Consider the following 22424-nt stretch of genomic DNA (forward strand, 5'->3'; position numbering starts at 1 on the left):
ACGATGTCTGAGTTCCCGGTCTATCTTGTAGATGATGATGAATCCGTCCGCCGATCGGTCGGCTTCATGCTCAAGACTTCAGGAATTGATGTCCATTCCTATCCCAACGGCATGGAATTCCTGAAAGTGACCAAGCACCTCGATCCCGGCTGCGTCCTGCTCGACATTCGCATGCCAGGAGTGGACGGGCTCGAAGTCCAGGCACAGCTGAACGAGCGCGGAGTGACCTATCCTGTCGTCGTGATGACCGGCCATGGTGACGTGGAACTGGCGGTCCGGGCGATGAAGGCCGGCGCGATCGACTTCATCGAGAAGCCGTTCGACAAATCAGTGATGATCCAGGCCATCGAGGAGGGGTTCAATCGCCTCGGCAACTCGTCGGACAATGGCAAGCGCCAGGTTGACGCGCAGCTGCAACTGAATGCCCTCACCGCGCGTGAACACGATGTGCTCAACGGGCTGGTCAAAGGGCACCCCAACAAGACGATTGGCTACGATCTGGGCATCAGTCCGCGAACAGTGGAGATCCATCGCGCCAATCTGATGCGCAAACTGGACGTCCACAATCTGTCCGATCTGCTGCGGATCGCCTTCGCCGCCGGGATGGGTGAAGGCACTGAAGACTAGCAGTCATCACGCAACAGCCGGCAGTCAGGACATCTCCGGCAACACCGACTTGATGCGATAGAGCATGTCACTGCCGTCTCTCTCGAAAATGCGCAGTTCGCCGCCTGGTCGGATGTCCTGCTGGATAGCCTCAAACAGGTCGTTTTCGGCAACTTCGCCGAATGGGTAGGAAAACGCCCAGCCCACATCGTTGCGGATGATGTATCCTGACCGATCGGGCTCGTTGGGCCAGAACCTGCGCACGGTCGCGTTGCGCGGTGTCGCCAGCAAGGCCGCAATATCGATCGCCCCATCCCTGAATAGCGGAAGGCGTAACAGATAGAATCTACTCGGCGAGCCTTTTGGAAAACCCACCGTGGGCGCAAGTTCAAGTCTGACGAGGCTCCACCGAGACACTTCCACTCCCGCATCCTTGATGCTCAATTTGATGGTGCACTCTGGCTCAGGCGACGGATCAGCCGAAATAGGGAAATCTACGAGGTTGGATGTCAGGATATACCCTTAGTTACCGGCCAACGATTGCCGCTAATCTCCACCGCGCGCCGTCTATTGTCCGATCGCGCGAAGGAGGACCGAATGCGCTCGATATTGCTGCATATTCACGACGATCCATGCCTTGATGCGCGCATCCAGGTGGCGTTCGATCTGGCTCGAACCTTTGACGGGCATGTGACCTGCCTTCAGGTCCTGCCCTATGAATTCGGGGTGCCCGGAGACATTTACGGCAATATGGCGCTGCAGCTGAATCCGATCCTGCGCGAAAATGCGGAAAATCTGGCCACCACGGTGAAAACCCGGCTCGCCAGGGAAGATGTGCCGTGGGACTGGGTTCTGGACGATGGCCTGGCGCAGCTGCGCCTGAAGGTTCACGCCGGCCTGAGCGATGTCGTTGTGATGGGAGCATGCGCCGAACCATTCGGGCAGACTTCCTACTCGGACGTTGCCGCCGAAGTCGTGACCGGAGCCCGCACGCCGGTGATGCTGGTGCCGGAAAAATGCACCACTTTCGATCCATCGGTTCCCGCGGTCGTGGCCTGGAACGGCTCGCCAGAGGCATCGCGCGCGCTGCGAGCTGCCGTACCTGTGCTGCAACGATCCAGCGCCGTGCATCTGCTCAGCGTGATCGAGGAGAAGAGGTCCGAATTCGACCTCCCCGCCATCGAGGGCGCACGATATCTCGCCCGCCACGGCATCGAAGCCACGATGGTCGAATTGCCGCAATCGTCCGGCGGCATTCGCGATACGTTGATGCATGCCGCGCATTCGCGTGAGGCCGGTCTGATCGTCATGGGTGCATATGGGCATTCCAGATTGCGGGAACGCATTCTGGGCGGCGTCAGCCGATCGATGATCACCGATCCGGAATTGCCCATCCTGCTGTGCCATTGACGCAGGACGCGGACAATCCGGCGGCGAGGCTTGCCAGTTCCGGCAACCAGTCTGCATAATCACTAACATCAATTGACCGCGCAAAGCGGCAGAGGGGATTTGCAGGCAGTGTCTGACCACCCATTTACGCTGACATTCCACGGCGCTGCCAGAACAGTCACCGGATCGTGCATGCAGTTTACCGCGGGTGACAGGTCGATACTGGTCGACTGCGGCATGTTCCAGGGTTCGCGCACGCTGGAAATGCTGAACCATGGCCGGTTCACCTTCGATCCGTCCGACATATCGGCGGTGGTCCTGACCCATGCGCATATCGATCACAGCGGCCTGCTGCCAAAACTGGTCGCGCGCGGCTTCAACGGCCCGATCTGGTGCACGCAGCCGACCTGCGACCTGCTTGAATACATGCTCGCCGATGCCGGCCGGATTCAGGAGGCAGACACCGCCAGGCGCAACAGACGGCGCGACCGGGCGGGAGAAACCCCTTTCCAACCATTGTACACAGAGGGGGATGCGCTGGCCGCATGGCGGATGTGCAGGCCGGTGGAGCTGGAGGAATGGTTCGCGCCCGCGCCCGGCTTCCGCAGCCGGTTCTGGAATGCCGGCCACATTCTGGGTGCGGCATCGGTAGAGATGGAGGCGGCGGGCGTGCGCACCATGTGTTCGGGCGACATCGGTCCGGACAACAAGGCCTTCCAGCTCGATCCCGCAGGCCCGGCGGGCTTCGATCACGTGGTGTGCGAATCCACCTATGGCGATCGGCAGCGCGAACGGGTGAGCGCACAGGACCGGCGCAACATGCTGGAGGCAGAAGTGCGCGCGGCGCTGATCCGTGGCGGCAATCTGATCATCCCCGCATTCGCCCTTGAGCGCACGCAGGAGCTGCTGCTGGACCTGGCGCTGATCCAGAAGTCGGGCAGTTACCCCAATCTGCAGGTGTTCATAGATTCGCCGCTGGCAAGCCGGGTGACCGACGTATTCGAGAAGTACACAGCCCGTCTGGAAGATACTGGCGGCGACAATATCTTTGCCCATCCATCCTTTCATTTCACCAGCGATGTGAGCGAATCGATCCGCCTGAATTCGATTTCCGGAGCGATCATCCTGGCCGCTTCGGGCATGTGCGAGGGCGGGCGCATCCGCCATCATCTGACCCACAATCTCCATCGCCGCGACTCAACGATCCTGTTCGTGGGGTTTCAGGCGCAGGGATCGCTTGGCCGGGTCATCCTGGAAGGCGCGAAGGCCGTGCGCATTTCCGGCACCGACGTGCGCGTGAATGCCCAGATCCGCCATATCGATTACTATTCCGCCCATGCCGACAAGGATGAGTTGCTGGACTGGATCGCCGAACGCGGCCCGATTGCGGGCAGCCTGTTCCTCGATCATGGCGAGCCTACGGCAGTCGAGGAACTGCGGCGCGAATTGCAACGGCGCGACCCCGCGCTGTCCGTACGCATTCCCGAAATCGGTGAGACTTATGCACTGGCGGCAGGCAAGCCGGCAAAGCGCATCGCCACAGGTCCGGCGGACATCCAGCAGGCGATCGGCCGCGACTGGCAGAACAATTACGCCGATTTCATCACCGGGCTGAAGAACCGCCTCACCTCAATCAAGGACGAGCGCAGGCGGCAAAAGGCGATCGAGGAAATGCGCCAGGTGCTCGACGCCTATACCGAAGCCATGAACGATCGCCGCCACCACGAACAGGATGAGTGAAAATCGGGCGGCCGAAATTCAGCGCGGGCTGATCCGCATTCCGTCTGCAAGGGCGTTGCCGGGGTTCAGGACCACCTGATCGCCCTGGGCCAGCCCATCCAGGACTTCGGCAAATTCATCGTTCATGTGGTCGATCCGTACCTGCCGCTGACGTGCGCGGCCTGCGTCATCCACGAACACGCTCCAATTGCCTTCCGGGTCGCGAAACAGTGCCCCGATGGGCACGCGCAGCGCATCCTGATCGCGCCACAGGATGATCGTCGCGTCGATCTGGTAACCGTGGCCCAGCCGCGCGACCTGCCCGGCAGATGCGGGATCGAAGGATATGATCACATTGACCCGCTGCTCCTCTATCCCCAGCGCGGAAATCTTGAGCCTGCCGAAAGGTTCGATCCGCTCGACCTTGCCCGCCAGCGGTTCAGGGCCGCCCCACTGGGTGATCTCCACCGGATCGCCCGGCTGCACCCGCACCGCTTCGCGTGACAGCAGATCGACCACTGCCTCTATCTGCGCGGGATCGCCGATGGTGACCAGCGGCGTGCCTTCCGCGATCACCCCTTCGCTTTCATTGATGACCGAAAGAATTGACCCGCTCACCGGCATGCGAACCGGCACCGCAGGGCCTGCAGCATTGCCGCCGGGCGCAGCCATCAGCGCCTGCAGGCGAGCAATTTCGGCACGGCCCTGGCGCACTGCGGAATCGTGGCCAGCCACTCTGGTACGGGCCGCTTCCAGCTGAGCACGGGGCAGGAAGCCGCGGCTGGCGAGCTCCTCGGCCCGCGCCAGATCGCGGCGCGATTGTTCCAGAGTGCTGTCAGCCCCGGCCAGTGCCGCCCGCGCCGCCGCCAGCGCCGCGCCAAGTTCGCGCTGGCTGCGCTGATCGAGCGGGGTGGACGGACGGCCGGTCATCTGCGTGATCAGCGTACCGCGCGTGGCGGTATCTCCCGCTTCCAGCTCTATGCGCGACAGATATCCCGTGACCGGAGCCGACACGACATAGAATTCCTGCGCCCTGGTGACACCGTCATCGGTTATCCCGACCGCCATCGGGCCGCGCGAGACTTCGCCCGTGTCGACCGGCGTGGCGGCTGGCCAGAAGGCGAATACCAGCCCGCCCACCAACAAAGCGACCACCAGTATGGCCCAGCGCCAGCGCTTGATCTTCGCGCCCATCAGTCGCGCGCCTTCAACACGCGGACCATGTCCAGCTGCAACACGCGCCGCGACACCACCAGCGCGGTGAGGATCGCCGCCAGCAGCACGATCACGATCGCCCAGCCATAGGTGGATCGCATCGGAGCAAACGGCATGCGGAAAAGGTCGGAACTGAACATCGCTGTCATCAATTGTGCCATGCCATATCCGATCAGGCAGCCAAACGGTACCGACACCACGATCAGCATGGCAATTTCACCCAGAAGCACCATGCCCACCTCGCGGCTCTGATAGCCCAGCACCCGCAGCGTGGCGAGTTCGTGCGCCCGTTCGGAAAACAGTATTCGCGCGCTGTTATAGACCACGCCCACCGCAATCGCGGAGGCAAAGGCGATGTAGTAGAACAGGATGGTGAAGATGTTGTCGTCGATGATCTCCTGGAACTTGCGCATTGATGCCCCGCGCTCGGTCACGCCCAGCACCAGCGGCAAGTCCTTCAGGTACAGGATAATCGAATCGCGGGCAGCAGGATCGATCCGCAGTAACGCCGTCCCCACCGGCGATGCATCGCGCGAAATCAACATCAGGGTCGATTCCGAGGCATAGGCGCGCTCCCCGATGAACTCCTCCACGATGCTGGTCACGGGAAGGAAGGCCTGGGTCTGTCGTCCGCCAAGCATCTCCACCATCACCTTGTCGCCCGCCCCCAGTTGCAGCTTGTCCGCCAGTTGCCGGCTGAGCATCAGCCCCGCGGTCGGCATCGTGATCTCACTGCCGTCGGCATCGATCCGCGCGGTCAGTTGCGCGCCCTGCGCGCTGCTTTCGATGGCCGTTCGTTCGCTGCGGTTGCCGCTGCTCAGCTGGACCGGGATACCGCGCGATGATTCCACTCGCAACACGCCGGGTATCTGCGCCAGCGCATGCAGCACATCCTGGTTGCGCGGTTCGGTAAAGCTGACCGACAGATCCTGTCTCTGCGAACGGAAGAAGAAGGAATCCAGCATCGAGTGCGCTGAATCGATGAACTGCATGGTGGAGAAAAGCAGTCCGGTGGAAAGTGCCACGCCCAGCACCGTTACCGCGGAACGGCCCGGCCAGCGGGCAATATGCCGCGCGATCATGTGGCCGATGGGGGTGAAGCCGCCAGCCCTGCCCAGCCGCTCAATCATGCCCGCACGATAGACCGGCGGCGGCGGCGGAGACATGGCCGCTGCCGGGGTCAGCTTCACCGCCGCCCGCATTCCGCCCAGCGCGCCCAGCCCGGCCGCGCCGAATGACAGCGCTGCCGCGCCAAGGAACACGCCCGGCGAAATGCGGTAATAGAGGAAGGGAAATCGATAATATTCGCCATACAGACCGGTCATCAGATGGCCCAGCCAGATACCGGCGATCGATCCCAGGACCGTGGCCGCAAGCGCGATCACCATGGCGAAATTGAGATAGTGCCAGCCAACGGCGAAATCAGAATAGCCAAACGCCTTGATCAGGCCGATCTGCGTGCGCTCTGTGCGGATCATGCGGCCCAGCACGATGTACACAAGGAAGGTCGAGACGAGCAGGAACACCGGCGGGATTATGCCTGTCATCGCCTCCAGCTGGGTCAGCTCGCTGTCCAGAAAAGCGTGCGATATGTGATCCTCTCGGCCAAAGGCACCGGTGCCGCCATAGGGGGTGAGCAGCCGGTCCACCGCGCGGATGATATCGGGCCGCGATGCACCCCGCTCCATCGTCAGCGACAGCGAATTGATCGCTTCGGTGCGGTCGGTCATCGCCTCCAGCGCCTTGGCCCCCATCCAGAATATGCCGAAGCGTGTCTCATCGGCGGTGAGATCGCCGGGCGGGATTGCCCAGATGTAGTTCGGGGCCAGCCCGATGCCGACAATGCGCAGCCGCTGCTTGCTGCCATAGACCAGCGCATCCACCTGGCTTGACAGGCCAAGCCCGTTGGCGCGGGCGAATATCTCGTCCACCACCACTTCGTCGGGCCTGCCCGGGCGCGGCATGTGTCCGCTGCGCAGAGTGACAAGGTTGAGCTTGTCGCGCCCATATTCATCGACCGAATTGATCAGCGCACGCACCGGCACGATGCGCTCCGGGAAATCCAGCGTGGCATATTGCTGGATCGATCCCTCGGCACGCTGCACCCCGGGAATTTCCGCGATCCGCGCCACGATGCTGCGCGGCGCACGCGTCATTCCGGCAAAGACATCGGCGAAGTGGTTCTGCGCATAATAGGCATCGCGCGTCTCGATCAGGGAGCGGTGGACTCCCAGCGAAAGCACGAAGGTTGCGGTGGCGGCCGCCAGCACGACGGCAATCGCCAGCGCCTGCCCGCGCATATGCCAAAGGTCGCGCAGCAGCTTGAGGTTGAGCGCTCTCACCAGGCGATCTGCCCCGGTTCTATCGGCTTGTCATTGACCACAACCTGCGCAATCCGCCCGTCGAGGAAATGGAACACGCGGTGCGCCATATTGGCGATCCCGGCATTGTGGGTGATGATCACCACGGTGGTGCCCAGCTCGCGGTGCGCCTGCTCCAGCGCCTCCAGCACGCGCACACCCGTGGCACTGTCCAGCGCGCCGGTCGGCTCGTCGCACAGCAGCACCGAGGGCTGCTTGGCAATCGCCCGCGCCACCGCCACGCGCTGTTGCTCGCCGCCGGAAAGCTGGGCCGGATAATGGTCGCTGCGGTCGGCCAGTCCAACCAGCGCCAGCGCATCCAGCGGGTCCATCGGTTTGCTGGCAATGTCGGTCACCAGGCGCACGTTTTCTTCCGCCGTCAGGCTGGGAATGAGGTTGTAGAACTGGAAGATGAAGCCGACATGCGCACGCCGGAACCGTGTCAGCTCGCGTTCGGACAGCTCGGTCAGATCGGTGCCATCGTAAGTGAGCGAACCGGAGGTTGGCCGGTCCAGCCCCCCGACAATGTTGAGGAAGGTCGATTTGCCGCTGCCCGACGGGCCCAGCAAGACCAGCATTTCGCCTGCCTCAATCGTCAGGTCCACGCCGCGCAGCGCATGCACCTGCGTATCGCCGGTCTGGTAGGTCTTGGTCAGGCCAGTGCCGCGAAAGGCCAGCTCAGGCATGCCGGCACCGAGATCGCTGACGGTTCTGTCCATGAAAGCCTGCCTTTCGTGTGAATCCACGGTTCCGGCACATCCTGCGGCAGGGAAATACGTATTTCAACGCGCGCCTCGGGCCAGCGATCGCCAGCTTCGGAATTTCGGCAGGCAAATCACTTCGCCGATGACTTGATCCATGCCTTCGCATCGGCCAGCAATTGGACCACCTCGGCATCGTCCGTCTGTCCAAAATCCTGATAATGCGCTCCCACGGCATAGAACGGTTCGGGCGTCATCAGGCAGACTACCGTGTCACACATGGCGGAAAGCTCGTTCAAGGTAGACCTTGGCGCGACAGGAACGGCCAGTATCAGCCGCCCGGCATCGGACCGCCGCAAGGCCTGCAGGGAAGCCTTGACCGTGCCTCCGGTCGCAATCCCATCATCCACCACCACCACGGTCCGGCCTTTCAGCGGGATCGGAGGTCCGCTGCGATAGATCGCCCTGCGCCGTTCGATTTCAGCCAGCTGGCGGTCAACTTCACGGGAGATATAGGCTTCATCCGCGCCCACCATGCGCGCGATATTCTGGTCGATCACCAGTTGCGGCGAGGCACCGTCAACCACCGCCCCGATCCCGTATTCCTCATGACCGGGCGCACCGATCTTGCGCACCATCAGGATATCAAGCTGCGCGCCCAGAATTCTGGCCACCTCATATCCAACCGGCACACCGCCGCGCGGCAGCGCCAGCACCAGCGGGTCGGCAAGATCCAGTGCGACGATTTCCTCGCCCAGCAAGCGCCCCGCCTGCCGCCGATCCGTAAAGCGCATGCCGATCATGTCCCGGGATCTCCCAGATGTTTGCGGAACCAGCCAATCGCCAGTTCGACAACCTCGTCCAGCGTGCCGGGTTCTTCGAACAGGTGGCTGGCACCCGGAACGATGGCCAGTTCGCGCACACAGCGCATCACCCCAAAGGCAGCCTGATTGAGGTCGATCACGATATCATCACGGCTGCCGACAATCAGCAGCGTGGGCGCATCGACAAGAGCCAGGGCATTCCGTCCGGCCATGTCCGCCCTGCCCCCGCGCGAGACGATGGCGCGAATGCGCGGATCTTCCGCAGCTGCGCGCAAGGCCGCACCGGCACCGGTGCTGGCACCGAAATAGCCGATCCGCAAATTCTTGGTCTCCGGGTCATCCTCGACCCAGTCTGCCGCCTGGCCAAGGCGCGCGGCCAGCAGGTCTATGTCGAAGACATTGCTGCGATCCCGCTCCTCCTGCGGTGACAGCAGATCGAGCAGCAGCGTGGCAAACCCAGCATCGCGCAGGCGCTGCGCAACATAATTGTTGCGCGGGCTGAGGCGGCCACTGCCGCTGCCATGGGCGAAAATCACAATGCCCTGCGCTTCGTCGGGAATGCCCAGAAAGGCGGCCAGCCGCTGCGGGCCGATCTCGATCACGCTGCAACCGGGTGGGGGCTGAACCGGGTTCATAGTCCGAACGGCCATGTTTCGGGCGCACCGTGGGGCCGCTCGCGTCCCAATGGCGTTACCGCGCGGGTTTCCTCAAACCACACGAAGGCATCGAACTGGTCGGCCAGAACAGCTTCGAAGTAATGGCTCAGGAACTCGGTTTCCGGGCGGTAGACAACGCCTATCGCCCGGCCGAGCAACGATGCCGACAAGGCCGAGACCAGCTCGCGCTTGCGGCGTCCGCGCCAGTCGGTCAGGCTGCGGGCAAGGCCGGTCCGGCGGAACGCCCCTTCCCAGCTGTCATCGCGCGCCGGCCGCACCTTCTTCACTTCCATCGGGCCGCCCCAATCCGACGCCGCAGCCACGGTGCCGCGATCGGTGCCGAAGCCGATCAGCACGGCCTGCTCGCCATAGGCAGTGCGCACCAGCTCGCCGATGTTGAATTCGCCCTGCCAACCCATCGCCGTGGCCGAAGCATCGCCGACATGCGAGTTATGCGCCCAGATCACCGCCCTGGCGTCCTTGCGGTGCGCCATAAGGGCCTGCAGCGTATCGAACATGTGCCGGTCCCGCAGGTTCCAGCTCTCCACCGCGCCCCGGTACATTGACCTGTAATAGGCCTCTGCGGCGCGGACGATCCGGGCATTCTGCTCGGCATCGAAATAGGATTCCCCGTCATGCGCGATCAGGTCCATCCGCCGGTCCAGCAGATCCTGGAGCTGCGCCAGCACGGCCCCTTCGCAATCCGCCAGCCCTCCGCGCTCAACCGCGTGGCCATAGCGCTGTGGCTCATCCTGCCACGGGGTCAGGCAGCCATAGCTGCGCCGCGCCTCCTCTGCCTCATCCGGGTACCGCTCACCAAGATAGGCGATTACCGCATGGATCGATTCCCGCAGGCTGTAGACATCCAGCCCGCGCATGCTGGTTTGCGCATCTTCGGGCAGGTTGGCATTGTGGCCGCGCAGCCAGTCAGCAAAGGCCAGCACCTCCTGGTTGCGCCACATCCACGTGGGGAAACGCACAAACGCTTCACCGCTGCGCGGGCGGGCAGAGCCGTGGCGGACATAATCGTCGATCTGCGCAATGTCCGGCCAGTCCCCTTCGACTGCGACGATATTGAAGCCGTGCCGTTCGATCAGGCGGCGGGTGATCTGTGCCCGCGCGGCGTAGAATTCGTGGGTGCCGTGGGTCGCCTCGCCCAGCATCACGATCCGGGCATCGCCGAAACGCTCGAACAGATCGGCGAAATCGGGCGCGTCGGGGCTGGGCAGATTTTCCGCGTTCGCGCGCAGGATATCGGTCAATTCGGCGGAAACCTGTGGCAGGCGAGCATGAACCGTCATGAATTGCACCTCCACCAAGGCAATGCGGTGGTTTCCGCTGTGGCTGGTGCATCGGCCAAGCCGTCTTGCACACATGAAGCCGCCACTTGATTGCCAGCTATTCCTCCATGGCATTTCTCGCTTTGATCATGGTCAACCCATTAACCGGCTTTCCATGGCTTGAAGCGCCAATGCGATCCGAACTAGAAGGTGCCAAACGTGCCGACGATCAGGAATATCCCCTAACGCAGCCGGGCGATCTTTCGCCTACCTCGATGAAGCCGGGAGCTCTGTATTGATCGAAGTGATCCTGCCTTGGTCCAAATTTGCCCTGTGCACGCTGGTGATCGCGCTTGCCGGGCCGGTTCTGGTCAAGAGCGGTGAGCGGATTGCCAGGGAAACCGGCCTTTCACTGACCTGGACCGGCGTCATCCTGCTGGCGACAGCCACCTCCCTGCCCGAACTGGTAACCGGGATCAGTTCCGTCACGCTGGCCAATGCCCCCAACATCGCCGTGGCAGACGTATTGGGCAGTTGCATCTTCAACCTGCTGATGCTTGTCATACTCGACGAGTTCAGCCGCCCCGTGCCGCTTTTCCGGCAGATCGACCAGGGCCATATCCTGACCGCCGGGTTCGGCACCATCCTGATCGGCACGGTGGGGGCGGTCATATTGCTGAACAACATGGGCATGGACTTCAGGGTCTTTCACATCAGCATCTTCAGCCCGCTTCTGGTGATCCTCTACTTCGTGGCGATGCGGGCGGGATTCGACTACCAGCGACGGACCAACGGCAGTGGTTCAAAGCCTGACGAGCGATCCGACAAGGCGCTGAGGAAAGCGATCATTCACTACGTTTCCGCCGCCGGTGTGGTCATTGCAGCGGGGGCCTGGCTGCCGTTCGTCGGGCTTGAAATTGCCGAGGTGATGGGCTGGCAGACGACATTCGTGGGCACGCTGCTGATCGCCGCATCGACATCCGTCCCGGAACTGGTGGTGACGGTCACCGCACTGCGTCTGAAAGTTGTCGACATGGCTATCGGCGGCCTGCTGGGCAGCAATCTGTTCGACGTGCTGATCCTGGCGATAGACGATGCCCTGTACATGAAGGGATCGCTGCTGGCTTCGGTTTCCCCGGCGCACGCAGTCACCGCACTGGCGGCAGTGGTGATGTCGGGAATATTCATCGTCGCCCTGCTGTTCAGGCCAGCCAGCAGGATCAGGGGGCAGATCAGCTGGATCAGCATTTCCCTGCTCGTCGTGTATCTGTTCAGCGCCTATGCCACCTTCCTGATCGAGCAATAGGCGATGATGCAGTCAGAATCCTCAACCGACACTGATGTACCAGCCAGCGCAGTGATGGGCGGCCTGACCAGCCGCGAGGCCGAATTGCGGCTGAAGGCGGACGGACCCAATTTGATCCCGCAGCGAGATCGCAGGACGGCGCTGCGCATCATCGGTGAAGTCCTGCGTGAGCCGATGCTGGCGCTGTTGCTGTCAGGCGGCGCCATCTACATGGTGCTGGGCGACCTTGCAGAAGCACTGATCCTGCTGGCCTTCGCCACTTTCTCGGTCGCCGTCACCGCCATACAGGAAACCCGCACCGAACATGTGCTGGAGGCGCTGCGCGACCTGTCCGCTCCGCGAGCGCTGGTGATACGCGATGGCCGCCAGCAGCGAATTCCCGGCGCCAGCGTGGTCAACGGCGATCTGCTGGTGCTGGACGCAGGCGACAGGGTGGCGGCGGACGCTCAGCTGCTGGAGGCGGAAGATCTGTATGTCGACGAATCGCTGCTGACCGGCGAATCCATGCCGGTGCGCAAATGCGCGCAGGCGCAGCAAGCGGGACCGCCCCTGACCCGGCGGCCCGGCGGTGAAGACCAGCCGTTCGTCTATTCCGGATCGATGATTTCGCGCGGACGCGGGATGGCGCAGGTGGTGGCAATTGGCAGCGACAGCGAGATGGGCCGCATCGGCAAATCGCTGGCAGCGCTCGATACCGAAGCGCCGCGGCTGCGCCGGGAAACCGCGCGCATCGTCCGCATCAGCGCTTTGGGCGGAGCGACAATCGCCGTGATCGTGGTGCTGCTGTACGGTTTCACCCGTGGCAGCTGGATAGATGCGGTGCTGGCCGGGATCACCACCGCCATGACACTTCTGCCGGAGGAATTCCCGGTAGTCCTCACCGTCTTCATGGCGATGGGCGCATGGCGGATCGGACAGGCAGGAGTGCTGACACGCCGCGCCGCCGCGATCGAAACGCTGGGATCGACCACTGTCCTGTGCACCGACAAGACCGGTACGCTGACAGAGAACCGCATGGCCGTGGTCCGCCTGTGGCAGCCCTCGGCAGGTGAAATCTCCGTTGGTTCGGGAGAGACCGTGACCGGTCCGTTCGCGCAAATCCTCAACGGCGCCGCGCTGGCAAGCCCGGCCGTGGCGGTCGACCCGATGGATGTCGCGATCCATCAGGCAGCCGGTGAAAGCGGTCTTATGGCAGGCGCCGGTATGGCGCTGACAAACGGCCACGGCTTCCGGCCCGAATTGCGCGTGATGGCCAATGAATGGCAGGAGCTTGGCGCATCCCGGCTGTCGACAATCGCCGTCAAGGGCGCACCGGAATCGATTGCCCGCCTGTGCCGCCTGGAAGGCGCTAAACTGGCCAAGCTGACCCAGGCAGCCGATGCGATGGCGCGCCAGGGCATCCGGGTTCTGGGCGTGGCCTTGAGCAGTCTGGCTGATCCGCGCCCTGGCGTGCCGCTCGACGAATACGGCTATAACTTCGCCGGGTTGCTGGGCCTGGCCGATCCGCTGCGCCAGTCCGTGCCCGCCGCCATCGCGCAATGCCGCAGTGCCGGCATCCGGGTGGTGATGATCACCGGCGATTATGCGGTCACCGCCAGCGCCATCGCCGCCGCCGCAGGCATTGCAGACGGCGATGTCCTGACCGGAGAGGCGCTCGATGCTCTCAGCGACGAATCCCTGGCTGAAAGGCTGGCCACAGTCAGCGTGTTTGCGCGGATCCTGCCCGAACAAAAGCTGCGCATTGTCGAGGCCTTCAAGGCTCGCGGCGAAGTGGTTGCCATGACCGGTGACGGGGTGAACGATGCGCCCTCGCTCAAGGCCGCGCATATCGGCATCGCCATGGGCAAGCGCGGCACCGATGTGGCGCGTGAGGCGGCTTCCATCGTATTGCTGGAAGACGATTTCGATTCCATCGTCCGCACCGTCGCCCTGGGGCGCCGCATCTATGACAATATCCGCAAGGCGATGGCGTTCATCTTCGCCGTGCATGTGCCGATTGCCGGCCTCACGCTGATGCCGCTGCTGATGGGCCAGCCGCTGCTGTTCGGTCCGATCCACATTGCCCTGCTGGAAATGGTGATCGACCCGGTATGCGCTCTGGTGTTCGAGGCGGAATCGCCCGAAGCCGATACCATGTCGCGCAAGCCGCGCGATCCGCGCAAGTCGATCCTGTCGCTACCGGTGATCGCGTGGAGCGTTCTTCAGGGCGTTCTGGCGTTTGCAGCTCTGGCGGTGGTCTATCTTGCCGCGGTCTACTGGCAATTGCCCGAAGGACAGTGGCGCGGGCTGATGTTCTTCGCGCTGATCGCGGTGATCCTGGCCCTGATACTGGTCAACCGGTCATTCAGCGCATCGCTGGTGAAGGCATTCTACCGCAAGAACCGCGCGCTGGTGTTCATTCTGGCCATCGTTACCACAGTGTCCGCACTGATCCTGACGGTCGATCCTGTGCGAAAGTTCCTGAAGTTCGACATGCTGGAATTGCCCCAGGGGGCCGCGATCGTTGGCACCGGTATCGGCGTGCTGCTCCTGCTGGAATGGCTCAAGGCTCTGGCGGCGCGCCACTTGTTCAGCGGCGGCCACCATGACCTCGCCTTCCGCAAGCGGCGCCAACCGCACTCATGAACGGCCCGCAGGTGTAGGTACCAATCCGTAATGCCGCCCCATTTCATCTCAGGCAGCAACAGGGCCTGATGGAATGGAACAACGGACATGAGTCACGCGCTGATTCTGAACGATATCGAAAGCACGATGGCGCTGGCCCGTGCCCGGTCGTGATGGGATATCGTGACGGGATGCAGCGTGCGAGCGGACCTTGCATGCCCGGCTCCCGAAGCCCGCGCCAGACCTGCGGTTGATGATCCCGGCATGGCAGCAGACCACCCGCCTGTTTCCCCGCCAGCAAAGCCATCTGTTGAGCAGCCCGTCCCGGCCCTGCCCGAAAACCTGACGCAGATCCTGAGCCGTGCCGTCGGCACCGGGCAGGAGGAGGTGATTTCATTCCTGTGCAATCCGCAGGTCTGGCCGCACGCGCCCGCCAGCGTGGAGATTCTGGAAACCCACATGTCGCTCGTCTTCTTTGCCGGAGACCGCGTGTACAAGATCAAACGGGCGATCCAGCTCAAGCACATGGACATGCGCAGTCTCGCGGCGCGTCAGCATTTCTGCCGCCGCGAAGTAGAGTTGAACCGCCTGCTTGCCGCCGATGTCTATCTGGGCTGCGCCAGCGTTACCCGTGCTCCGGACGGTACTCTGGCGATTGACGGCGAAGGCGAGGCAATAGAGCCATTGGTGGTCATGCGCCGGCTGGATACTTCGCAGGGGCTGGATCAGCGCATATTGCAGGACCGGGTCTCTGCCGCCGAGATCGACAGACTATGCGCCCTGCTGTCCAACTTCTACGCGCGCCAGCCGCCCGCTGATATCTCTGGCGAGGAATTTCTGGCGATCTGGCACGAGATCGTCGGCCGCGTCCGTACCAGCCTGACCGATCCGCGTTTCGCACTGGAAAAGCATCTGGTCGATCCCCCGATCACCCTGCTGACCCATTTTCTCGAAACGCATGAACAGATGCTGCTGGACCTGGTCGATCACGGGCGGATCGTGGATGGGCATGGCGACCTGAAGCCCGAACATATCGTGATGGGCGATAAATTACTGGTGATCGACCGGCTCGAATTCGACGACCGGCTGCGGATGGCCGACCCCTTTGCCGAAATCACCTTCCTGGGGCTGGAATGCGAAAGACTGGGCGCGCCGTGGATTGGGCCGCGGCTTATCGATGGCCTTGCGCAGCGGCTTGGCAGGCGTCCGCCAGACGAATTGCTGCGTTTCTACAGATGCTATCAGGCCTGCCTGCGTGCCCGGCTTTCAATCGAGCACCGGCTTGACCCCTCCCCAAGGACACCCGATCGCTGGCCCCGCCAGACGCGGGATTACCTGATGCGCGCCCTGCCCTCCGCTCAGCCGTAAGGCAGCAAATCGCTCACAGAGTCTCCGCTGACGATCTGGCCGATGACATCGCCGACCAGCGCGGAAACCTCGACCACCTCGATCATGGAGAGCGCCTTGTCAGCAAGCCCAGCGGGCAGCGGGATGGTATCGCTTATCAGCACAAGGTCCGGCGCGCCGGGGCCGAACAGCGGTGATTGCGCGGTAAATCTGGCATGGGCAGCAGCGGCGATAACGCGGTCTGCCCCGGCCTGCCTGCTGGCATCCACCGCCCGCAGGATGGTGGTTCCGCTGGCAATGATATCGTCAAAGATGATCGCCGTGCAGCCCGCCACATCGCCCACAAACTGCGTGCCGGACACCACATCGCTGCTGCGGTGCTTGTCCATCAGGCCTTTCATCACCGGCTGGCCCAACCGCTCCTCCAGCATCCGGCGCAGCAATTCAGCGCGTTTGTTGCCACCTGCATCGGGGGAGACGACGGCGAATTTCTCCCCTTCCTGCGCCATTCCGGCGATATGGTCTGCGAAGCAGCCCGCCGTGGCGATATGTTCGGGTCGGCATGACCGGAACGCGTTTTCAAACGCGCTGAGGTTGTGGACCTCCACCGTCAAGATGCTGTCCGCCGAAACAGCCTCCATCAGCTGAGCGACATAGCGGGTGGCCACCGGATCGCGCGGCTTCGTCCGCCGATCCTTGCGGCTATAGGCCAGATAGGGAGCCACAATGGTGATCCGTGCGGCCCCTGCATCGCGCAGCGCACCGACGAAGAACAGCAGCCGAACCAGCTTGTCATTCGCCGATGCACCGGCTTCGCCATGCAGCGAATAGACCACGAAGATATTGCGCCCTGATACTTCCACAAGCGGGCGTGTCTTGTGCTCGCCGCCTTCGAAATCGCGCTCCTCATGCGGCGAGATGGTCAGACCAAGCCGGAAGGCGATCCGCTGGGCGAACTCGTGGTTTGCACCAAGGGCGAACAGCAGTGGATTTTCCGCCAGCGTCATTCCGTCAGCCTCCTGATCGCGGGGGTGTGGCCCCTGCCCCGAACTTGCATGTGCCCCGAACTTGCCTGTGCCCCGAACTTGCATGCCCGGATCATGATTAGTCAGGACTGCGGGCCAACTCACTAGGTAGATTTCCGCGGCGCGCGATCCGCGGGATACTCGGACATTCCCTTAGTTACTTGGCCATGCTGCCGGGCAAGACTGCCTGTGCCGTTAGCAAGGGGGCGCAAACAGATCATGGCCAGCGAACTGATCCGCAAATCGGAAGAAGATCGCCGCCAAGCCAATTTCCCCGATATCGAGCGCGCCCTCGAAACGCTGGGATGGGACGATTTTCGCAGCTGGCTGGATTATCTGCCGGGTGGCGGGCTCAACATTGCCCATGAGGCGATCGACCGCCACGTGGCGCATGGCCATGGCGCGAGAGAGGCCTTGCGCTGGCTGGGCAAGGACGGGGACAGGCGCAGCTACAGCTATGCCGACCTGAAGCGGGAAACGGATCGCTTCGCACGGATGCTGGCGGATCGCGGGATGGGACCGGGAACGCGGGTCTATTCGCTGCTGGGGCGGGTGCCGGAACTCTATATCGCCGCGCTGGGTACGCTGAAGGCGGGCGGCGTGTTCTGCCCGCTCTATTCGGCATTCGGGCCAGAGCCGGTGCGTGCGCGCATGACCATCGGCAAGGCCGACGTGCTGATCGCATCGCCGCGCGACTACCAGCGCAAGATCGCCCCGGCCCGGGCCGAGTTGCCGTCGCTGAAACATGTATTCCTTACCGGTCCGTCAGACGATCCGGATACCACCGAACTGGCCGCCGCACTGGCTGCCACCAGCCCCGATTTCGAACTGGTGGCCACCTCGCCGCAGGACATGGCCCTGCTCCATTTCACCAGCGGCACGACGGGGCGGCCCAAGGGCGCGGTGCATGTTCACGAAGCGGTGGTTGCCCATAATGCCACAGGGCGCATCGCGCTCGACCTGCGCGAAGGTGACATATTCTGGTGCACCGCCGATCCGGGCTGGGTCACGGGCACATCCTACGGAATCATCGCTCCGCTGACCAATGGCGTGACCATGGTCATCGACGAGGCTGAGTTCGATCCGCGGCGCTGGTATGAACTGCTCGAACGCGAACAGGTCACCGTCTGGTACACCGCGCCCACCGCCATCCGCCTGCTGATGAAATCCGGCGCTGAACTGGCGCAGCAGCGCAACCTTTCGTCCCTGCGCTTCATGGCCAGCGTGGGCGAGCCATTGAACGCCGAGGCGGTGGTGTGGAGCAATGCGGTGTTCGGGCGGCCATTCCACGACAACTGGTGGCAGACAGAAACCGGCGGGATCATGATCGCCAATTATCCGGCGATGGATGTGAAGCCCGGCTCCATGGGCAAGCCCCTGCCCGGTATCACGGCGGGCATCGTCAAGGTCGAAGGCGACAGCGTGACCCCGACCGATGTCCCGATGGAGATTGGCGAACTGGCCCTGAGACCGGGCTGGCCATCGATGTTCCGCCAGTATCTGGATGAAGAAAAACGCTACGCCGCCACCTTCAAGGGCGGCTGGTATCTGACCGGCGACATGGCCGCGCGCGATGCTGATGGCTATTACTGGTTCGTTGGCCGGGCCGATGATGTGATCAAGTCTTCCGGCCATCTGATCGGCCCGTTCGAGGTGGAGAGCGCGCTGGTGGAACATCCCGCCGTGGCCGAAGCGGCAGTGATCGGCATCCCCGACGAACGCGCCGGGGAAATCGTCAAGGCGTTCGTGACCCTGCATCGCGGATATGAACCGGGGGAAGAGCTGACCAGGGAACTGCTCGGCCACGCGCGGCTGAAACTGGGCGCTGCCATTGCACCGCGCCAGATCGAGATCCGCGCCGACCTGCCGCGCACACGATCGGGCAAGATCATGCGCCGCCTGCTCAAGGCGCGCGAACTGGGCCTTCCCGAAGGCGATCTCTCGACACTGGAATCCCCCGCATGACCGATAGCGCAAACACCAGGGTCCGGCTCGACCATGCCCATTGCCTCGAACTGCTGCGCCAGATGCTGCGCATCCGCCGGTTCGAGGAAAAATGCGCCGAACTTTACACCAGGGAGAAGATCCGCGGCTTCCTGCATCTTTACATCGGCGAAGAAGCGGTGGCGGTGGGCGTGATGCAGGCTCTCGGCCCCGAAGATGCGGTGGTGGCGACGTACCGCGAGCACGGGCACGCGCTGGTGCGCGGCGTTTCCGCAGGCGCGATCATGGCGGAAATGTATGGCAAGCAGGAAGGTTGTAGCGGCGGGCGCGGCGGATCGATGCACCTGTTCGATGCCGCAACCCGCTTCTATGGCGGAAATGCCATTGTCGGCGGCGGACTGCCGCTGGCCGTGGGTCTGGCGCTGGCAGACAAGATGCAGGGCCGCAACCGCGTGACAGCCTGCTTCTTTGGCGAAGGGGCGGCGGCAGAAGGCGAATTTCACGAATCCCTGAACCTGGCGGCGCTGTGGAACTTGCCCGTGCTGTTTGTGTGCGAGAACAATCTCTATGCCATGGGCACCGCGCTGGAACTGTCTGAATCGCAGACTGACATTCACGCCAAGGCGGCCGGATACAATATGCCCGCCGAAGCGGTGGACGGCATGAACGTGGTCGATGTGGAAGCAGCGGCACGGCGCGCGACCAGCGCCATCAGGAACGGCGACGGACCCTATTTTCTGGAATGCCGCACCTACCGTTTCCGCGCCCATTCGATGTTCGATCCGCAGCTCTACCGCTCCAAGGAGGAAGTCGAACAATGGACCGGGCGCGGGCCGATCACCCGCTTCAGGGAATGGGCCCTGTCCGCCGGTGAACTGCGCGAAGAGGATGTGGCGGCACTGGAACAGGAAATCGCCGCCGAAGTTTCCGCTGCTGTCGATTTTGCCGAAGCGGGCACGTGGGAATCGGTAGAAACGCTGCTGCATCATGTCGGCGCGGAGAAGCGGACATGATCCAGACCACCTACCGCGAAGCCATGCGAGAGGCGATCCGCACCGCCATGCAGGCCGATCCGCGCGTTTTCCTGATGGGTGAGGACGTTGGGCATTATGGCGGCTGCTATGCCGTTTCCAAGGGATTGCTGGAGGAATTCGGGCCGGAGCGCATTCGCGATACTCCGCTGTCCGAAAGTGGCTTTACCGGTGCCGGGATCGGCGCGGCGCTGGGCGGAATGCGGCCAATCGTGGAGATCATGACCTGCAATTTCTCGCTGCTGGCGCTCGACCAGATCATGAACAATGCCGCCACCATCCGCCACATGTCCGGCGGGCAGTTTTCCGTCCCGCTGGTCATTCGCATGGCCACGGGCGGCGGGCGGCAGCTGGCCGCGCAGCATTCGCACAGCCTTGAAGGGTGGTACGCGCACATCCCCGGCCTGCGCATTCTGGCTCCCGCTACAATCGAGGATGCACGCGGAATGCTGACCCCGGCGCTGGCCGATCCCGATCCGGTGCTGATCTTCGAAAACGCGCTGCTGTATAATCAGGCAGGAGACATCGCTGACGATGTTCAGGTGGATATCGATCACGCGGCAATCCGCCGTCAGGGCACCGATATCAGCCTGATCACCTATGGCGGCAGTCTGGGCAAGACGCTGGCCGCTGCCGATGCACTGGCGGACGAAGGGATTTCCGCCGAAGTGCTGGACCTGCGCGTGCTGCGCCCGCTGGACGATGCGGCGATCCTGGCCACCGTGGGCCGGACCCGGCGCGCCGTGATCGTGGATGAAGGCTGGCGGTCGGGCAGCATCTCGGCAGAGATTGCCATGCGCATTGTCGAAGGCGGGTTCTGGAATCTCGACGCGCCGATTGCCCGCGTGTGCAGCGCCGAAGTGCCCATCCCCTATGCCCGCCATCTGGAAGAAGCCGCACTGCCCAGCATCGCCGGGATCATTGCCGCGGTCCATGAAACCCTGGGCCGATAGTCATGGGCATCTTTGCCATGCCCTCGCTCGGCGCGGATATGGAGGCCGGGACGCTGGTCGAATGGCTGAAGCAGCCGGGCGATGACGTGCGCCACGGGGACATCATCGCCGTGGTCGAAACGGAAAAAGGCGCGATCGAAGTCGAAGTGTTCGAGGATGGGCAAATTGGCCGCCTGCTGGTGGAACCGGGCACAAAGGTGCCGGTGGGGACGGCTCTTGCGGAAATTGTCGGAGAAGGTGCCAGTATAGCCGCCAGCGCCGGGCAGACAGCGCCCATACAGACCACTGACACGCAAGTCTCGCCGCAAGCGCCTGCACCAGCTCCAGCGGCTCCCCCTGCGGCACTCCGGCCCACCCCTCGCCCGCCAGCACCGGAATCACCGGGCCTTCGCGCTTCACCCGCAGCACGCAGGCTTGCCGCCGAACGCGAGATCGATCTTGCCGCCATCACCGGCACGGGTCCCCACGGCGCGGTGCAGCGCGCGGATGTGGAGGCGGCTCTGCCAGCAGAAGCTCGCCCCGCCGCTCCGGATATGGGGCCGATGCGCCGGGCGATTGCTGGGGCAATGGAGCGATCGAAGCGGGAAATTCCGCATTATTACCTGACCCACAGCGTGGATATGCATGCCGCGCAAAGCTGGCTGGACGGCTTCAACGCACAGCATCCCCCGGCTCAACGCCTGCTGATGGGGGCCTTGCTGATGAAGGCCACCGCGCTGGCCCTGCGCGATTTTCCCGAATTCAACGGTTTTTACGAGCAGGGGCGATTTACCGCCAGCGCAGGCATCCACGCAGGGCTGGCCATCGCCATCCGCGGCGGCGGGCTGGCGGCCCCGGCGATCCACGATACCGACACGCTCGCCCTCCCCGAACTGATGGCCAGCATCCGTGACCTGGTGGGCCGCGTGCGCCGGGGCGGTTTCCGCTCCTCCGAAATTGCCGATCCCACCGTGACAATTTCTGCGCTGGGCGACCGAGGCGTGGAAGCGCTGCTGCCGGTAATCTACCCGCCGCAAGTGGCGATACTGGGCTTCGGCACGCCTCTGCCGCGCCCGTGGGCCGTGGGGGACCAGCTGGCCGTTCGCCCGGTCCTGAGCGTCTCTCTCGCCGCCGATCACCGGGTCAGCGATGGCCATCGCGGCGCGCTGCTGCTGCGCCGGATCGACGACCTTCTCCAGCATCCGGAGGACCTATGACCACAGACGAATTGCGTACCGCGATCCTTGAAGAACTTGCCGCCATCGCTCCGGAAAGCGCCGGTGCCAGCATCGGCGATGACGAGGACCTGCGCGAGGTGCTCGATCTCGATTCGATGGATATCTACAATCTGGTGGTAGCTCTGAGCACTCGGCTGGGGGTTGAGATCAGCGATGCGGATGTCGGCAAGCTCACCACCTTGCGCGGCGGCATCGATCATCTGCAAACCGTACTGGCAGACAGGCACGGCTGAGGGCGAAATCTCTG

At 63.3% G+C, this 22424-nt stretch carries 20 protein-coding genes; 12 read left to right on the plus strand and 8 right to left on the minus strand.

Translation table 11 applies throughout. From position 1 onward, the window contains the following. Positions 1 to 3: 3 nt before the first annotated feature. Positions 4 to 627, plus strand: a complete 624-nt coding sequence (locus tag ABDZ98_RS11510; protein WP_343807959.1) for a response regulator transcription factor — start codon at positions 4 to 6, stop codon at positions 625 to 627. A gap of 24 nt (positions 628 to 651) precedes the next feature. Here ABDZ98_RS11510 and ABDZ98_RS11515 read toward each other — a convergent pair whose 3' ends face one another. After that, entirely contained in the window at positions 652 to 870 is a 219-nt protein-coding gene (locus ABDZ98_RS11515; protein ID WP_343807962.1) for a hypothetical protein, read from the minus strand. Positions 871 to 1203: 333 nt separating this feature from the next. On the opposite strand from ABDZ98_RS11515, the gene ABDZ98_RS11520 reads away from it, so the two are divergent. Further along, positions 1204 to 2016, plus strand: a complete 813-nt coding sequence (locus ABDZ98_RS11520; RefSeq protein WP_343807965.1) for a universal stress protein — start codon at positions 1204 to 1206, stop codon at positions 2014 to 2016. Between the two features lie 171 nt (positions 2017 to 2187). Beyond that, positions 2188 to 3735 carry an MBL fold metallo-hydrolase RNA specificity domain-containing protein gene (locus ABDZ98_RS11525; RefSeq protein ID WP_343808949.1) on the plus strand — a complete coding sequence of 516 codons (1548 nt, stop codon included), beginning with the start codon at positions 2188 to 2190 and terminating at the stop codon, positions 3733 to 3735. An 18-nt stretch (positions 3736 to 3753) separates the two neighbouring features. Here the strand turns inward: ABDZ98_RS11525 and ABDZ98_RS11530 are convergent, their stop codons facing one another. The 6 genes from ABDZ98_RS11530 to ABDZ98_RS11555 form a co-directional block, all read right to left on the minus strand. Beyond that, positions 3754 to 4908: an efflux RND transporter periplasmic adaptor subunit gene (locus ABDZ98_RS11530; protein WP_343807968.1), complete on the minus strand. Its 1155-nt coding sequence runs from the start codon at positions 4906 to 4908 to the stop codon at positions 3754 to 3756. After that, entirely contained in the window at positions 4908 to 7271 is a 2364-nt protein-coding gene (locus tag ABDZ98_RS11535; protein ID WP_343807971.1) for an ABC transporter permease, read from the minus strand. The genes ABDZ98_RS11530 and ABDZ98_RS11535 overlap by 1 nt, the downstream gene beginning before the upstream one ends. Continuing rightward, on the minus strand, positions 7268 to 8008 hold the full coding sequence (locus ABDZ98_RS11540) for an ABC transporter ATP-binding protein (protein WP_343807974.1): 741 nt from the start codon (positions 8006 to 8008) through the stop codon (positions 7268 to 7270). The genes ABDZ98_RS11535 and ABDZ98_RS11540 overlap by 4 nt, the downstream gene beginning before the upstream one ends. Before the next feature lie 116 nt (positions 8009 to 8124). Then, the gene (locus ABDZ98_RS11545; protein WP_343807977.1) at positions 8125 to 8793 is read right to left on the minus strand and encodes a phosphoribosyltransferase; all 669 of its coding nucleotides are present in this window, start codon (positions 8791 to 8793) and stop codon (positions 8125 to 8127) included. Then, positions 8790 to 9464, minus strand: a complete 675-nt coding sequence (locus tag ABDZ98_RS11550) for a dienelactone hydrolase family protein (RefSeq protein ID WP_343807980.1) — start codon at positions 9462 to 9464, stop codon at positions 8790 to 8792. The genes ABDZ98_RS11545 and ABDZ98_RS11550 overlap by 4 nt, the downstream gene beginning before the upstream one ends. After that, positions 9446 to 10771, minus strand: coding sequence for an erythromycin esterase family protein (locus ABDZ98_RS11555; protein WP_343807983.1), 1326 nt, complete (start codon positions 10769 to 10771; stop codon positions 9446 to 9448). The genes ABDZ98_RS11550 and ABDZ98_RS11555 overlap by 19 nt, the downstream gene beginning before the upstream one ends. A 107-nt stretch (positions 10772 to 10878) precedes the next feature. Between ABDZ98_RS11555 and ABDZ98_RS11560 the strand changes: the two genes are divergently transcribed. From ABDZ98_RS11560 to ABDZ98_RS11575, 4 genes are all read left to right on the plus strand, one after another. Next, the gene (locus ABDZ98_RS11560) at positions 10879 to 11049 is read left to right on the plus strand and encodes a hypothetical protein (RefSeq protein WP_343807986.1); all 171 of its coding nucleotides are present in this window, start codon (positions 10879 to 10881) and stop codon (positions 11047 to 11049) included. A gap of 5 nt (positions 11050 to 11054) precedes the next feature. After that, the gene (locus ABDZ98_RS11565) at positions 11055 to 12056 is read left to right on the plus strand and encodes a sodium:calcium antiporter (RefSeq protein WP_343808951.1); all 1002 of its coding nucleotides are present in this window, start codon (positions 11055 to 11057) and stop codon (positions 12054 to 12056) included. 3 nt (positions 12057 to 12059) lie between these two features. Next, positions 12060 to 14681, plus strand: coding sequence for a cation-translocating P-type ATPase (locus ABDZ98_RS11570; RefSeq protein ID WP_343807989.1), 2622 nt, complete (start codon positions 12060 to 12062; stop codon positions 14679 to 14681). 243 nt (positions 14682 to 14924) lie between these two features. Beyond that, complete coding sequence (locus tag ABDZ98_RS11575) at positions 14925 to 16028, plus strand: hypothetical protein (protein ID WP_343807992.1); 1104 nt, start codon at positions 14925 to 14927, stop codon at positions 16026 to 16028. Here ABDZ98_RS11575 and ABDZ98_RS11580 read toward each other — a convergent pair. Then, positions 16019 to 17014 (minus strand): ribose-phosphate diphosphokinase, encoded by a 996-nt coding sequence (locus ABDZ98_RS11580; protein ID WP_343807995.1) that lies wholly within the window; start codon positions 17012 to 17014, stop codon positions 16019 to 16021. The genes ABDZ98_RS11575 and ABDZ98_RS11580 overlap by 10 nt on opposite strands. Before the next feature lie 237 nt (positions 17015 to 17251). Here ABDZ98_RS11580 and acsA point away from each other — a divergent pair, with 237 nt between their 5' ends. The 5 genes from acsA to ABDZ98_RS11605 are packed head-to-tail and all read left to right on the plus strand — an operon-like array spanning position 17252 to position 22410. Beyond that, complete coding sequence (gene acsA / locus ABDZ98_RS11585) at positions 17252 to 18997, plus strand: acetate--CoA ligase (protein WP_343807998.1); 1746 nt, start codon at positions 17252 to 17254, stop codon at positions 18995 to 18997. Beyond that, positions 18994 to 19989: a pyruvate dehydrogenase (acetyl-transferring) E1 component subunit alpha gene (pdhA, locus tag ABDZ98_RS11590; RefSeq protein ID WP_343808001.1), complete on the plus strand. Its 996-nt coding sequence runs from the start codon at positions 18994 to 18996 to the stop codon at positions 19987 to 19989. Before acsA ends, pdhA begins: the two co-directional genes overlap by 4 nt. Beyond that, complete coding sequence (locus ABDZ98_RS11595) at positions 19986 to 20960, plus strand: alpha-ketoacid dehydrogenase subunit beta (RefSeq protein WP_343808004.1); 975 nt, start codon at positions 19986 to 19988, stop codon at positions 20958 to 20960. Before pdhA ends, ABDZ98_RS11595 begins: the two co-directional genes overlap by 4 nt. A gap of 2 nt (positions 20961 to 20962) precedes the next feature. Then, positions 20963 to 22156 (plus strand): dihydrolipoamide acetyltransferase family protein, encoded by a 1194-nt coding sequence (locus ABDZ98_RS11600; protein WP_343808007.1) that lies wholly within the window; start codon positions 20963 to 20965, stop codon positions 22154 to 22156. Further along, positions 22153 to 22410 (plus strand): acyl carrier protein, encoded by a 258-nt coding sequence (locus tag ABDZ98_RS11605; RefSeq protein WP_343808010.1) that lies wholly within the window; start codon positions 22153 to 22155, stop codon positions 22408 to 22410. Before ABDZ98_RS11600 ends, ABDZ98_RS11605 begins: the two co-directional genes overlap by 4 nt. Positions 22411 to 22424 lie beyond the last annotated feature (14 nt).

Source organism: Alteraurantiacibacter aestuarii, from assembly GCF_039523595.1.
GTDB classification, from domain to species: Bacteria; Pseudomonadota; Alphaproteobacteria; order Sphingomonadales; family Sphingomonadaceae; genus Alteraurantiacibacter; species Alteraurantiacibacter aestuarii.